The 14,519-nt window shown below is 67.4% G+C and carries 13 protein-coding genes; 8 read left to right on the top strand and 5 right to left on the bottom strand.

Annotation, left to right across the window (positions count from 1 at the left end; all coding sequences use genetic code 11):
- Nucleotides 1–5: 5 nt before the first annotated feature.
- The 3 genes from O4H32_RS06905 to dacB form a co-directional block, all read right to left on the bottom strand.
- Nucleotides 6–926, bottom strand: coding sequence for a branched-chain amino acid ABC transporter permease (locus O4H32_RS06905; protein WP_269357841.1), 921 nt, complete (start codon nucleotides 924–926; stop codon nucleotides 6–8).
- Nucleotides 927–945: 19 nt separating this feature from the next.
- Entirely contained in the window at nucleotides 946–2,127 is a 1,182-nt protein-coding gene (locus O4H32_RS06900) for an ABC transporter substrate-binding protein (RefSeq protein WP_269357840.1), read from the bottom strand.
- A 65-nt stretch (nucleotides 2,128–2,192) separates the two neighbouring features.
- A complete protein-coding gene (gene dacB, locus O4H32_RS06895; protein WP_269357924.1) occupies nucleotides 2,193–3,632 on the bottom strand; it encodes a D-alanyl-D-alanine carboxypeptidase/D-alanyl-D-alanine endopeptidase in 1,440 nt (479 codons plus the stop codon).
- Nucleotides 3,633–3,925: 293 nt separating this feature from the next.
- On the opposite strand from dacB, the gene queA reads away from it, so the two are divergent.
- From queA to secF, 5 genes are all read left to right on the top strand, one after another.
- Entirely contained in the window at nucleotides 3,926–4,984 is a 1,059-nt protein-coding gene (queA, locus tag O4H32_RS06890) for a tRNA preQ1(34) S-adenosylmethionine ribosyltransferase-isomerase QueA (RefSeq protein WP_269357839.1), read from the top strand.
- Nucleotides 4,985–5,000: 16 nt separating this feature from the next.
- Entirely contained in the window at nucleotides 5,001–6,137 is a 1,137-nt protein-coding gene (gene tgt / locus O4H32_RS06885; protein ID WP_269357838.1) for a tRNA guanosine(34) transglycosylase Tgt, read from the top strand.
- A gap of 119 nt (nucleotides 6,138–6,256) precedes the next feature.
- Nucleotides 6,257–6,598, top strand: coding sequence for a preprotein translocase subunit YajC (gene yajC / locus O4H32_RS06880; protein ID WP_269357837.1), 342 nt, complete (start codon nucleotides 6,257–6,259; stop codon nucleotides 6,596–6,598).
- A 60-nt stretch (nucleotides 6,599–6,658) separates the two neighbouring features.
- Nucleotides 6,659–8,530 (top strand): protein translocase subunit SecD, encoded by a 1,872-nt coding sequence (secD, locus tag O4H32_RS06875; RefSeq protein WP_269357836.1) that lies wholly within the window; start codon nucleotides 6,659–6,661, stop codon nucleotides 8,528–8,530.
- Nucleotides 8,531–8,549: 19 nt separating this feature from the next.
- Nucleotides 8,550–9,485, top strand: coding sequence for a protein translocase subunit SecF (gene secF, locus O4H32_RS06870; protein WP_269357835.1), 936 nt, complete (start codon nucleotides 8,550–8,552; stop codon nucleotides 9,483–9,485).
- A 144-nt stretch (nucleotides 9,486–9,629) separates the two neighbouring features.
- Here the strand turns inward: secF and sorU are convergent, their stop codons facing one another.
- Nucleotides 9,630–9,977, bottom strand: coding sequence for a SorU family sulfite dehydrogenase c-type cytochrome subunit (gene sorU / locus O4H32_RS06865; protein ID WP_269357834.1), 348 nt, complete (start codon nucleotides 9,975–9,977; stop codon nucleotides 9,630–9,632).
- A 12-nt stretch (nucleotides 9,978–9,989) separates the two neighbouring features.
- A complete protein-coding gene (gene sorT, locus O4H32_RS06860; protein ID WP_269357833.1) occupies nucleotides 9,990–11,225 on the bottom strand; it encodes a SorT family sulfite dehydrogenase catalytic subunit in 1,236 nt (411 codons plus the stop codon).
- A 244-nt stretch (nucleotides 11,226–11,469) separates the two neighbouring features.
- Here sorT and miaB point away from each other — a divergent pair, with 244 nt between their 5' ends.
- From miaB to ybeY, 3 genes are read left to right on the top strand one after another with little or no spacing between them, the layout of a single operon-like run.
- Nucleotides 11,470–12,972 carry a tRNA (N6-isopentenyl adenosine(37)-C2)-methylthiotransferase MiaB gene (gene miaB / locus O4H32_RS06855; protein WP_269357832.1) on the top strand — a complete coding sequence of 501 codons (1,503 nt, stop codon included), beginning with the start codon at nucleotides 11,470–11,472 and terminating at the stop codon, nucleotides 12,970–12,972.
- Complete coding sequence (locus O4H32_RS06850) at nucleotides 12,969–14,021, top strand: PhoH family protein (RefSeq protein WP_407932624.1); 1,053 nt, start codon at nucleotides 12,969–12,971, stop codon at nucleotides 14,019–14,021. The genes miaB and O4H32_RS06850 overlap by 4 nt, the downstream gene beginning before the upstream one ends.
- A complete protein-coding gene (gene ybeY, locus O4H32_RS06845) occupies nucleotides 14,011–14,496 on the top strand; it encodes an rRNA maturation RNase YbeY (RefSeq protein ID WP_269357831.1) in 486 nt (161 codons plus the stop codon). The genes O4H32_RS06850 and ybeY overlap by 11 nt, the downstream gene beginning before the upstream one ends.
- Nucleotides 14,497–14,519: the final 23 nt, after the last annotated feature.

Genomic DNA, 14,519 nt, shown 5'->3' with positions numbered 1-14,519 from the left:
TCTCCTCACCCCCGGGCGGGGAACAGGCCCCGCGGTTTCCAGAACAGCACGGCGGCCATCAGCACGTAGATCAGGATCGAGGCCACGGCCGGACCGGCATTGTCGGCGGCGGCGGGCCCCATCAACCTCTCGAACAGCATCGGCACCACCGTGCGGCCGGCCGTGTCCACCAGGCCCACCAGCAACGCGCCGACCAGCGCCCCCCGGATCGAACCGATGCCGCCGATCACGATGACCACGAATGCCAGGATGAGAATGCTCTCCCCCATGCCGACCTGGACGGCCAGCAGGGGCCCGAGCATTCCCCCCGCCACCGCGCACAGCGCGGCCCCGAAGGCGAACAACAGCGTGAACAGGCGGCGCACGTCGGCGCCCATCGCCTGCGCCATTTCACGGTTGGATGCCCCCGCGCGCACCTGCATGCCCAGCCGGGTGCGCGTCACCAGCACGTACAGCAGCAGCGCCACGGCCAGGCCGGCGCCGATGATGAACAGGCGATAGGCGGGATAGCTGAAGCCCGGCAGCAGTTCGACCGGGCCGGACAGTCCGGCGGGCATGGGCATCATCAAGGGTTGCGAGCCCCAGATCATCCGCACGCCCTCATTGGCCATCAGCAGCAGGGCGAAAGTGCCCAGCACCTGGGACAGATGATCCCGCTGGTACAGCCGCCGGATCACGGTGCATTCCAGCACCGCGCCCAACACCGCCGAGGCGGCCACGCCGCCCGCCAGGCCGATCCAGAACGAACCGGAGGCGACCGCGAGGGTGGCGACCAGGTAGGCGCCGATCATGTACAGCGAACCATGGGCCAGGTTGATCAGGTCCATGATGCCGAACACCAGCGTCAGCCCGGCCGCCAGCAGGAACAGCATCAGACCGAACTGCAGGCTGTTGAGCAGCTGTTCGAGCAGGAGGATGCCGTTCATGCGCGCGCGTTCCGGCGGATCAGGACGGCATCTTGCACGCGCCGACGTACGCATCGGCGTGGTTTTCCAGCACGCGACCCACGAGCCTGTTGGTCACGCGGCCCTGGGCATCCTTGACGACTTCGCGCAGGTAGTAATCCTGGATGGGGTAGTGGTTGGCATCGAACTTGAACGCGCCCCGGACGGATTCGAAGGGCGCCGACTCCAGCGCCTTGCGCAGCGCGTCCTTGTCCTTCAGATTGCCGTTCACCTTGCGCACCGCGCCGTCGATCAGGCGCGCGGCGTCATAGCCCTGCGAAGCGTACATCGTGGGCAGGCGCCCGTACGCTTTCTCGAAATCGGCCACGAACCGCTTGTTCGCCGCGTTGTCCATGTCGTGCGCCCACTGGGACGTGTTGAACAGCCCCAGCATCGGTTCGCCCACGGCGCGGATCACGTCCTCGTCACCCGAGAAGCCGGGCGCGAACAGTTTCATGTTCCGGTTCAGTCCTGCGCCCACGAACTGCTTGATGAAGTTCACGCCCAGGCCGCCCGGCAGGAAGATGAACACGGCATCCGCCTGAGATGCGCGCAGTTTGGACAGTTCGGCGCCGTAGTCCAGCTGATTCAGCTGGGTGTAGTCCTCCATGACGATCTCGCCCTTGTAGAACCGCTTGAAGCCGGCCAGGTGATCCTTGCCCGCCGGGTAGTTCGGCGCGATCAGCGCGACTTTCTTGAAGCCGCGGTCCTGCACGACCTTGCCGGCCGCCTCGTCCATGGTGTCGTTCTGGTAGGAGGCGCTGAAGAAGTACGGATTGCACTGGGCGCCGGCGTATTGCGAGGGGCCGGCATTGGCGCTGATGTAGAAAGTCCTGGACTGGAACACCGGCTGGCCCACCGCCAGCATGATGTTGGAAAACACGATGCCGGTCATGAAATCGACGCGGTCGCGCTTGAGCAAGCGGTCGGCGGTCTGCTTGGCGGCATCGGGACTGAGCTGGTCATCGGCCACGATGACATCGGCTTTCAGGCCGCCGAGCGTGCCGCCGGCCTGTTTGACGGCCAGTTCGAAACCGTCGCGGATGTCGATGCCCAAGGCCGCGCCCGGGCCGGACAACGTCGTCAACAGGCCGACTTTGACGGTGTCGGCGGCCTGTGCGGCCCCCGCCGACAGGCAGGCGGCCGCGACAGCGGCCGTCATGAAGCGCAAGGATGCATGCATGATTGTTCCTCCGATGTTATTGAATATTCATGCGTGTGAATTGAAACAGCCCCGGGTCGCGCGACTCAGCGCGCCGCCAGCCATTCGACGACGGCATCGTCGAATGGACGCACGGCGGCCGCGCCCGGATCATTGACCAGGCTGACCAGAATGTAGCGCTTGCCGCTGGCGCCTCGCACATAGCCGGCCAGCGCGCGCGAATCACGCAGGGTGCCGGTCTTCAGGTGCGCCTGGCCGCGCGTGTCCTCGGCGCGCAGGCGGCGGCGCACCGTGCCGTCCACCCCCGATATCGCCAGCGAAGAAACGAATTCGGGCATCAGCGGCGAACGCCAGGCCGCGTCGAGCATCTGCGCCAGGCCGCGCGCCGTGATGCGACCCTGGCGCGACAGGCCCGAGCCGTTGTCCAGCACCCAGCCCGTCGTGTCCACCCCCTGGTTCTTCAGGATCTGCCGGACCGCCCGTGCGCCACTGTCGGGCGTGGCGCCCGGGCCGTTCAGCTCCGCGCCCAGGGTCAGCAGGGTCATGCGGGCCATGACGTTGTTGCTGTGCTTGTTGATCTGCCGGATCACATCGGACAGGGAGGGCGAATCGTGCCAGGCCAGCGGCACGGCCCGGGCGGGTGCGCGGCCGTCGCGGACGCCGCGCGCCAGCGTGCCGCCCAGTTCGCGCCAGAGCAGGCGGAACAGGGCCTCGAAATGATCGCCCTGCTTGCCGGCCAGGCGGTACACGCTGAATTCGCCACAGTCGCCGACCGCCTTGCCGGAGACATGGATGACCGCCCCGGACCCTTCGGGCCGCACGTCGGCCGCCACTGCGGGCGAGCCCTTGCACGTGCCGTTCAGCCATTCGAGACCGCCCTCGACGCGCACATCGCGGGCCGGCGGGTCGAGCAGGGGAATCCACTGGTGCGACCGGGCGTCGGGCAGGAAGACCACCCGGGTCGCGCCGAAACCGACCATCATCGCATCGGGGCTGGCGTTGTAGGGGCGGTCCGGCGCATCGTCGAAATCGCCCGGGTCGATGGCCACGTCGCCGAAACGGCCGCGGTCCACGACGACCTCGGACAGATTCTTCACCCCGCGCAGGCGCAGCTCGCGCAGCATGTTCCAGAGGTCTTCCTGGCGGAACCAGGGATCCCCGGCCGCCTGGACGTAGAGCGGCCCCTTCAGGGTGCCCTGATCGTCGACGCGGGCGCCCGGGTCGGACAGAAACCGGGTGCGCCAGACGTAATCCGGCCCCAGGGCCGAGAGCGCGGTCCAGGTGGTCACGGTCTTCATCACCGAAGCCGGGTTGCGCGGCTCGTCGGCCTGGACACGGGCGATGACCGGACCGCCGGCCTCGCGGATTTCCAGCGACAAGGCCGACAGCGGCAGCCTGGTGGCTTTCCAGGCCTTCTGCAGTTCCGGCGGCAGGGCCTGCGCGCCGGCCCCCAGGGACACGCCCGCGAGCAGGCATGCCGCCAGGCCCGCGCCCAGCCGCTGCGGATCGATCACCGCGTCGCGCATCCTTGCGACGGCGCCGGCCATCGCCGCAGTTCGCGCCTTGCATCCAGCCCAGATCCGCCGCGCCTGCTTGCCGCTCGACATGTTCAGAGGTTCCCTAAGCGTCAAAAAGCGTCAGCATAATCCAAAGCGGCGGAGCCGATGAACGGGCAAATGCCGGGCGATCCGCGCGCACCGCTCCCCGGTCCGGGGGACCGCGCATCGAGCCGGCAACGCATCGGACTAAAATACCTCCGGTTTTTCCCTCCCCTGACATTTTTCTTCCCGGACGCCCTTGCCGGCCCGCCGGACCAGCCGTGACCGACTCCCTCGATATTTCCCAGTTCGACTACGAACTGCCCCCCGAACTGATCGCCCAGCATCCCGCCGAACGGCGCGACGCCAGCCGGCTGCTGCACCTGGACGGCGCCGGCGGCCTGCACGACCGGCAATTCACCGACCTGCCCGGCCTGCTGCGCGCGGGCGACCTGCTGGTCTTCAACGACACCCGCGTCATCAAGGCCCGGCTGCGCGGCCGCAAGGACAGCGGCGGCCAGGTCGAGGTCCTGGTCGAGCGCATCACCGAACCCCGGCGCGCCCTGGCGCATGTGCGCGCCAGCAAGTCGCCACGCCCGGGCACACGCCTGGTCCTGGCCGACGGCGCCTTCGAGGCCGAGGTCCGGGGCCGCCGGGACGAACTGTTCGAGCTGGACTTTCCCGCCCCCGTGCTGGAACTCCTGGAACGCCACGGCAGCGTGCCCCTGCCGCCCTACATCACGCACGGCGCCGACGGCGAGGACGAAGCCCGCTACCAGACCGTCTACGCCGACAAGCCCGGCGCCGTGGCCGCGCCGACCGCCGGTCTGCATTTCGACCAGCCCATGCTCGACCGTCTGGCAGCCATGGGCGTGGAACGCGCCTTCGTCACCCTGCACGTGGGCGCCGGCACTTTCCAGCCGGTGCGCGTCGCGCGCATCAGCGAGCACGTCATGCACGCCGAACGCTACGTCGTGCCGGCCGAGACCCTGCGCCGCATCCGCGAGACCCGCGCCCGCGGCGGGCGCGTGGTCGCCGTGGGCACCACCAGCGTGCGCTCGCTGGAGGCCGCCGCCCGCGATGGCGACGGCGAACACGCCTGCGAGGGCGATACCCGGTTGTTCATCACGCCCGGCTACCGCTTCGCGAACGTGGACGCCCTGATCACCAATTTTCACCTGCCGCAATCGACGCTGCTGATGCTGGTGTCCGCCCTGGCGGGCATGGACCCGATCCGCCGCGCCTATGCCCACGCCGTGCAGGCGCGCTACCGCTTCTTCAGCTACGGCGACGCCATGTTCATCGAGGCCGCCCAGGACCTCGCCGCACGCCAGCCCTGACCGACAGAACCAGACCATGACCGGACTCCGATTCGAACTGTTGCACACCGACGGCGCCGCCCGGCGCGGCCGCCTCACGCTGAATCACGGCGTCGTCCAGACGCCGATCTTCATGCCCGTGGGCACCTACGGCAGCGTCAAGGCCATGCTGCCGCACGAACTCGAGGACATCGGCGCCCAGATCGTGCTGGGCAATACTTTCCACCTGTGGCTGCGGCCCGGCACCGACATCCTGGACCGCCATGGCGGCCTGCACGGATTCATGCAGTGGGACCGTCCGATCCTGACGGACTCGGGGGGCTTCCAGGTCTTCAGCCTGGACGGGATGCGCAAGATCACCGAGGAAGGCGTGCGTTTCGCCTCGCCCATCGACGGCTCGCGCCTGTTCCTGACGCCCGAGGAATCGATGCGCATCCAGCGCAGCCTGAATTCCGACATCGCCATGGTGCTGGACGAATGCACGCCCTACCGCATCGGCGACCGGCCCGCCACCCACGAGGAAGCCGCCGCCTCGATGCGCATGTCGCTGCGCTGGGCGCGCCGCTCGCGCCAGGCTTTCCTGGACCTGGGCAATCCGAATGCCCTGTTCGGCATCATCCAGGGCGGCATGTACGAGGATCTGCGCGACGAATCCCTGGCCGGCCTGACGGAGATCGGCTTCGAGGGCTACGCCATCGGCGGCCTGTCCGTGGGCGAGCCCAAGGAAGACATGATGCGCGTGCTGGCCCACGTGGCCCCGCGCATGCCCGCGCAGACGCCGCGCTACCTGATGGGCGTGGGCACGCCCGAAGATCTGGTCGAAGGCGTCAGCCGGGGGGTGGACATGTTCGACTGCGTCATGCCCACCCGCAACGCGCGCAACGGCTGGCTGTTCACCCGCCACGGCGACATCAAGATCCGCAATGCCCGCTATCGCGACGACACCCGCCCGCTGGACCCGACCTGCGCTTGCCACACCTGCCGGCATTTCTCGCGCGCCTACCTGCATCACCTGCAGCGCACCGGGGAAATCACCGGGGCACGCCTGAACACCCTGCACAACCTGCACTTCTACCTGCATCTGATGGAAGACATGCGCACGGCCATCGAGGAAGACCGTTTCGAGTCCTGGCGCGAGGCTTTCCACCGCGACCGGGCGCGCGGCATCGAATGAGGGCGGAAACGCGGCCTGGCGCATATCCCGCTACAATCAAGAGTTAATTTCACACACGGGCCGGATATCGTCCGGCGCGTGTCCGCCCATCGAAACCCAACGACCCCGCAGGAGCCTTCATGTCCCTCGTCGACACCCTGACCCTGATCCCGGCCCAAGCCGCCGCGGAAGCGAACCCGCTGATGAGCATGCTGCCCATCATCCTGATGTTCGTCATTCTGTATTTCCTGATGATCCGCCCGCAGATGAAGCGCCAGAAGGATCACAAGAAAATGGTCGAGGCCCTGGCCAAGGGCGATGAAGTCATCATGACCGGCGGCATGCTGGGCAAGATCAGCAAGGTCAGCGACAACTACCTGACCGTCGAAATCGCCCAGTCGGGCGACAAGGCCGTGGAAACCATCGTGCAACGCAGCGCCGTCACCGCCGTGCTGCCCAAGGGCACGATCAAGTCGCTCTGATCCGCCCGGCGGGCGCCGTCCGGCGCCTCGTCTCTCCAGACCCGCCCCACCTGATCGACCATGAACCGCTACCCTCTCTGGAAATACCTCATCGTTCTGGCCGCCGTCCTGATCGGCGTGCTCTACACGCTGCCCAACCTCTACGGTGAATCGCCAGCGGTCCAGATCGCGGGGGCCAAGACGGCCGTCAAGGTCGATCAGAACACGCTGGCCCGGGCCGAACAGGCCCTGGACCAGGGCGGATTGCGCCCGACCGCGGGCTCGTTCGAAATGAACGGGCCGGTCGGTACGGTCCGGCTGCGTTTCGACTCCACCGACACGCAGCTCAAGGCCAAGGACCAGCTCGAAAAGGCGCTCAACCCGGATCCGCAGAATCCCGACTATACGATCGCCCTGAACCTGATGACGGCCTCGCCGAACTGGCTGACGGACCTGGGCGCCCACCCCATGTACCTGGGCCTGGACCTGCGCGGCGGCGTGCACTTCCTGCTCCAGGTGGACATGCAGGGCGCCCTGACCAGCCGCTACGACTCGATGGCCGGCGAGGCCCGCACCACCCTGCGCGACGCCAAGCTCAAGGCCGAGGACGTCGAGCGCAACCAGCAGTCGGTGCGCGCGACCTTCGCCACAGAGGCCGACCGCGACGCGGCCGTCGACACGCTGCGCCGCGCCATGCCCGAAATGGTCTTCACCACCGGCCGGTCAGGCGATCAGTGGCTGGTGGACGGCAAGCTCAGCCCGGCCGCCATCACCCAGGTCCAGGACAATGCCCTGAAGCAGAACATCCAGACGCTGCACAACCGGATCAACGAACTCGGCGTTGCCGAACCCGTGATCCAGCAGCAGGGCGGCGACCGCATCGTGGTCCAGTTGCCCGGCGTCCAGGACGTGGCCAAGGCCAAGGACATCCTGGGCCGCACCGCCACCCTGGAAATCCACATGGTGGACGACTCGCCCACCGCCACGGCCGCACTGGCATCGGGCCGCGTGCCCTTCGGCCTGGTGCGCTACACCGACCGCGACGGCCGCCCGCTGCTGCTGCGCCGCCAGGTGATCCTGACAGGTGAAAACCTGCAGGACGCCCAGCCCGGCCGCGACCACCAGACCCAGCAGCCCACCGTCAACCTGACGCTGGACTCCAAGGGCGCGCGCATCTTCCGCGACGTGACGCGCGACAACATCGGCAAGCGCATGGCCATCGTGCTGTTCGAGAACGGCAAGGGCGAGGTCGTGACCGCGCCGGTGATCCGTTCCGAGATCCCCGGCGGCCAGGTGCAGATCTCCGGCAGCATGACCGCCCAGGAAGCCGCCGACGTGGCCCTGCTGCTGCGCGCCGGCGCGCTGGCCGCGCCGATGCACATCATCGAGGAACGCACCATCGGCCCCAGCCTGGGCGCCGCCAACATCAAGCAGGGTTTCGATTCGACGCTGTACGGCTTCACCGCCATCGCGATCTTCATCATCCTGTACTACCACCTGTTCGGCCTGTTCTCCACGCTGGGGCTCAGCTTCAACGTGCTGCTGCTGCTGGCGGTGCTGTCCATGCTGCAGGCCACGCTGACCCTGCCCGGCATCGCCGCCATCGCCCTGACGCTGGGGATGGCCATCGACGCCAACGTGCTGATCAACGAGCGCATCCGCGAGGAACTGCGCGCCGGGTTGCCGCCCCAGCAGGCCATCCACCTGGGCTTCGACCGCGCCTGGGCGACGATCTTCGACTCCAACCTGACCAGCCTGATCGTGGGCGTCGCCCTGCTGACCTTCGGCACCGGGCCGGTGCGCGGCTTCGCCGTGGTGCACTGCATCGGCATCCTGACCTCGATGTTCTCTTCGGTGGTCGGCGTGCGCGCCCTGGCGAACCTGTGGTATGGCCGCAAGCGCAAGCTGAAGACGATCTCCATCGGCCAGATCTGGAAACCCAAGCAGGACTGACGGGTTCAAAGGACACATCATGGAATTTTTCCGCATCCATCGCACCATCCCGTTCATGCGGCATGCGCTGATCCTGAACATCATCAGCCTGCTGACCTTTCTGGCCGCCGTCTTCTTCATCGCCACCCGGGGCTTCCACCTGTCGATCGAATTCACCGGCGGCACGGTGATGGAAGTCCACTACGAGCAGTCCGCGCCGGTGGCCGAGATCCGCACGGCGATCGACGCCCTGGGCTATTCGGACTTCCAGGTGCAGAACTTCGGCACCTCGCAGGACGTGATGATCCGCCTGCCGGTGCGCCCGAACGAGGACACCGCGACCCAGAGCCGCACCGTGCTGTCGGCCCTGCAGGCCCAGCGCGCGGACGTGCAACTGCGCCGGGTGGAATTCGTGGGGCCGCAGGTGGGCCAGGAACTGCTGCACAACGGCCTGATGGCCCTGCTGTTCGTGGTGGTGGGCATCATGGTGTACCTGGCCGTGCGCTTCGAATGGAAACTGGCGGCCTCGTGCGCGCTGGCGAACCTGCACGACGTGGTGATCATCCTGGGCTTCTTCGCCTTCTTCCAGTGGGAATTCTCGCTGTCGGTGCTGGCCGGGGTGTTGGCGGTACTGGGCTATTCGGTGAACGAATCCGTGGTGGTGATGGACCGGATCCGCGAAAACTTCCGCAAGCAGCGCAAGGCCTCGGTGCGCGAGATCATCAACGCGTCGATCACGCAGAACATTTCCCGGACGGTGATCACGCACGCCTCGACGCAGATGATGGTGCTGTCGATGTTCTTCTTCGGCGGCCCCACGCTGCACAACTTCTCGCTGGCCCTGACGATCGGGATCTGGTTCGGGATCTATTCGTCGGTGTTCGTGGCCGCCGCCCTGGCGATGTGGATGGGCATCAAGCGCGAGGATCTGGTCAAGCCCGTCAAGAAGGACGGTCCGGAAGTCGAGCTTGGATGAGGCAGGGCACCGTTCAGTCCCTGCGGACTGAACGGTGCCTGGCGAATCGGAGCCGCTTGCAAGCGGCGACGTGGAAGGGATGCCTCACATGATGTGAGGCATCCCTTTATGTTTTTAACGCGCCCGGACACCGGCGGCGCGCCCTCAATGCGGATGCGTCGCCCACACCACATAATCCGCCACCGCTTCGCGCTGCTCCTGTGTCAGCGATTCTTCGAAGGACGGCATGGCGCCGCCGCCGTCCCTGAGTGCGGCCAGCACCTGGTCGCGATCAGGCTGCAACTCATCCAGATTCGGCCCGACGGGCCCCGTGGCCTGCGCATCCTGCAAGGTATGACAGACCGCGCAGGCCGGAACCGCGTTCTTCCGGAACAGGGCACGGCCCTCTTCCAGCCGCGCCGCATCGGGCGCGGCGGCGAACGCGGCGCCGCAGACCGCCAGCCCCCATCCGCCAAGGAGCGCGGCGCGGACCGGCCAGGCCTTCAAGCTCATCGAACCGCGCACTCAGACCACCTCCAGCTCGACACTGTGATCCAGCCAGCTATTGTTGTTGTAGCCCCGGTTGTTTTCCCGCCGTTCCTTGGGCTGGGTTTCGCCCTGGTCATTGGTCGCGCGAGTGGCGATCCGGTACTTGCCCGGCTTCAGGTCCACGGACATCGCAAAGCTGCGCCAAGCATAGCGCCCCATGTCCGGGCCGAACCACTCGGCCGACTGCCAGGTCTGGCCGCCATCGATCGAAACCTCCACGCCCTTGAGCGCGTGGAATCCGCCCAGGGCGACACCCGACAGCAGCATCCGGCCCGCCGACAGGGGCTTGCCCGGCTCGTAGGGCGAGGTGAGCCAGGAGTTGACCGGCATTTCCCAGATCGATGGATACTTGTCGGAGCCCTTTTCCCCCACGGGGTAGAAACGGTAGCTGCTCTGCTGGATCTTGGCCGGCGACTGGGCCTCGGTGAACGCCAGACGCCGGATGTACTTGATATTGTTCACACCCATGTAGCCGGGCACGATCAGGCGCAACGGGCCGCCGTGCGCCAACGGCAGAGCGGCGCCGTTCAGTTCCCAGGCCAGGATCGCGTCCTCCATGGCTTCCAGAGGCACGGAGCGTTCCACCCTCACCATATTGGGATCGACCCCCTCGGGCAGAGCCTCGCCGCCCGTGCCGGTCATGTATTTCATGCCGCCCGCCACGCCGCCCAGCGCCGCGACGACGTCCCTGACAGGCACGCCTGCGAACACCACGCAGCCGGCGGCGCCGACCGTCCATTGCGTGCCGCTGGGTTTGTGCGGAAACCAGGCCCGACCGTTGCCCGAGCATTGCAGCACCATGGTCACGGCCGTCAGGCCCAGGCGCTTCAGGTCGGCCACGGTCAGGCTGCCGGGTTTGGCGACCCCCGCGACCTCCAGCGACCAGACGTCGGGATCCTTGACGATGTCGGCCGGAGGCGGATTCAGGTTGTTGCGCACGTACAGGCGTTCACTGGGCGTGATCGTGCTGTGGCCGAAAGCCTCGCGCCGCAATTCGATGGTGTTGGCGCTATGCACGATCATGGCGTCCGCGTCCTTCCACGCGGCATATTCCGGCAAGGCCTTGCCGCCGCCGGCAGCGGCCTTGGCGGGCGGATCCTGGCGCACGCCGTCGGCCAGCGCGGCCCCCGGCAGGCCCGCCAGGGCCGCCAGCCCGCCGCCGACGGCCAGGGCGCGCCGGCGCCCGTGATTCACGAGGTGTTGAGTGGTCATGTCCGTTCCCCCTGGTGATACCGGTCCGCGACGCCATCCAGCCGGCATCGCCTCCGGTGCGGATTTTTGAACAATCCTGCTTTTGGTAATTTGCTTATAACCCATGATTTGTTGAGTGCTCAACCATAACGTCCTTCGCCGGCGCAACAACACGGCATGCCCACAAGAATCGGATGCCCGCCACGGTACAATCAGGGGTTTCCACCTTTCGCCCCCGGGATATAAACCCGTCACGGCAGCCATCATGCAAGAAACCCCCGTGCGCCGCCCCGGCGTCATCCCCGCATCCCGTGAATCCGCCGAGCACCTGGAGGACCAGTCCTGGCGCCAGAGCCAGGACCAAGCCCTGGCGACCCTGCTGCAGCCCACGGAACCCGGCCGTGTGAAAAAGCTGTTCATCCGCACCTTCGGCTGCCAGATGAACGAATACGATTCCGAAAAAATGGCCGACGTGCTGCACGCGGCCAAGGGCGTGGAACTGACCCAGATCCCGGACGACGCCGACATCATCCTGTTCAACACCTGTTCGGTGCGCGAAAAGGCCCAGGAAAAGGTCTTTTCCGACCTGGGGCGGGTACAGCACCTGAAGCGGCTGAATCCCGACCTGGTGATCGGCGTGGGCGGCTGCGTGGCCAGCCAGGAAGGCGAGGCCATCGTGCGCCGCGCGCCCTATGTGGACGTGGTCTTCGGTCCCCAGACCCTGCACCGCCTGCCCGAACTGATCGACCGGCGCCGCACCACCGGCCAGTCCCAGGTGGACATCTCCTTTCCGGAAATCGAGAAGTTCGACGCCATGCCCCCCGCGCGGGTCGACGGGCCGGCGGCCTTCGTCTCCATCATGGAAGGCTGCAGCAAATATTGCAGCTTCTGTGTCGTGCCCTACACGCGCGGGGCGGAAGTCTCGCGGCCCTTCGACGATGTGCTGATGGAAATCGCCGACCTGGCCGACCAGGGCGTGCGCGAAGTCACCCTGCTGGGCCAGAACGTCAACGCCTACCGGGGACCGGCGGGCGAAAACGGCGAGATCGCCGATTTCGCCATGCTGCTGGACTACGTCCACGATATTCCCGGCATCGAGCGCATCCGCTACACGACCTCGCACCCCAAGGAAATGACCGCGCGGCTGATCGAGGCCCATGGCCGGCTGCCCAAGCTCGTCCCCTTCCTGCACCTGCCGGTCCAGGCCGGCAGCGACCGGGTGCTGGCCGCCATGAAGCGCGGTTACACGGCCCTGGAATACAAGTCCATCATCCGCCGTCTGCGCGCCGCGCGGCCGGACATGACGCTGTCATCGGACTTCATCGTCGGCTTTCCCGGCGAGACCGAGGCCGACTTCCAGAAGACGCTGGACCTGGTGCGCCACGTGGGCTTCGACCAGTCGTTCTCCTTCGTCTATTCGCGCCGCCCGGGCACCCCGGCCGCCGACCTGCCCGACGACACGCCGGAAACCGAAAAACTCGACCGGCTGCACCGGCTGCAGGCCCTGATCAACGAACAGGCCGCCGCCATCGGCCGGTCGATGGTCGGCGGCGTCCAGCGCCTGCTGGTCGAGGGCCCGTCCAAAAAAGACCCCCGCGACATGAAAGGCCGCACGGAAAACAACCGCATCGTCAATTTCGCCGGCCAGCCGCGCCTGATCGGACAGATGGTCGACGTGCGCATCACCGAGGCCCTGAGCAATACCCTGCGCGGCGAAATCGTCACGACCGACTCGGCCGCGACGCGCGGCGCCCGGGAGCATGCATGAGCACCAAAGGAAGCCCGATGAACACGCCCCGCCGCGCCGCCGGGACCGCCCCGAAGACCGCCGCCAAATCCCGCCCCCTGACGCTCCAGCTGGAGGCCGACAATACCCATCTGGCCAATCTGTGCGGGCCGCTGGACGAGAATCTGCGCCAGATCGCCCAGGCCTACGGGGTGGAAATCGGCCGGCGCGGCAACCGCTACACCCTCCGGGGCGCACAGGCGCGGCCTGCGGCGCGGGCATTGCGCTGGTTCCACGAACGCGCCGCCCAGGCGCCACTGTCCCTGGACACGCTGCAACTCGGCCTGGTGGAACTGGGCGCCCGCTCCGGCACGCCCCCCGACGGGGCGCCCGACCTGCCTGAATTGCCGCCCGTGGACGACGCCAGCCTGAGCCTGCGCACCCGCAAGACCGACCTGCGGCCGCGCACGCCGCGCCAGCGCGACTACCTGAACGCCATCCTCAAGCACGACGTGACCTTCGGCGTGGGTCCGGCCGGCACCGGCAAGACCTGGCTGGCCGTGGCCTGCGCCATCGACGCGCTGGAGCGCGAATCGGTGTCGCGGCTGGTACTGACGCGCCCCGCCGTGGAAGCCGGCGAACGTCTGGGTTTCCTGCCCGGCGACCTGGTCCAGAAGGTCGACCCCTACCTGCGGCCGCTCTACGATGCCTTGTACGACCTGCTGGGTTTCGAGCGCACGCAACGCCTGTTCGAAAAACAGACCATCGAGATCGCGCCGCTGGCCTACATGCGCGGCCGCACCCTGAACCACGCTTTCATCATCCTCGACGAGGCGCAGAACACCACGCCGGAACAGATGAAGATGTTCCTCACGCGGATCGGCTTCGGCAGCAAGGCCGTCATCAACGGCGACCCGTCCCAGGTGGACCTGCCCAAGGGCCACCAGAGCGGCCTGCTGCACGCCCTGGACGTCCTGGACGATGTGCCGGGCATCGCCCAGACCCGATTCACCAGCCGCGATGTGGTGCGCCACCCGCTGGTGGGCCGCATCGTCGAGGCCTACGAACGGGCGGGCGACCATGTATCCTGATTTCACCCTGTCGGTCCAGTACGCGGTCCAGGCCCCGGCGCTGCCGCGATGGCGGCTGCGCCGCTGGGTGGGTCGCGCGCTGGCTTTCGCCCTGGCCCCCCCCGAGCCGCGCGCCGGCAGTCCGGTGGCCCTGACCCTGCGCATCGTCGATGCGCATGAGGGCCGCGAACTCAACGCCGCCTGGCGCGGACGCGACACCGCCACCAATGTGCTGACCTTCGAATACGGCGCCGACCCCTCGGGGCTGATCAGCGGCGACATCGTGCTCTGCCTGCCGGTCCTGGAGCGCGAGGCGGCCGAGCAAGGCAAGCCTCTGCTAAACCATGCCGCCCACCTGGTCACCCACGGCGTACTGCATGCCCTGGGCCACGACCACATCGACACCGGCGAAGCCGAGCGCATGGAGGCCCTGGAGACCCGCATCCTGGCCGCCCAGCGCATCCCCGACCCTTATACGGAAAACGAACGATCCTGAAGCAGGCCGTTTATCGGTTATGC

The organism is Castellaniella denitrificans, from assembly GCF_027214045.1.
GTDB classification, from domain to species: domain Bacteria; phylum Pseudomonadota; class Gammaproteobacteria; order Burkholderiales; family Burkholderiaceae_B; genus Castellaniella; species Castellaniella denitrificans_A.
The sequence above is the reverse complement of the archived record's forward strand: the minus strand, read 5'-3'. Positions and strand labels throughout refer to the sequence as shown.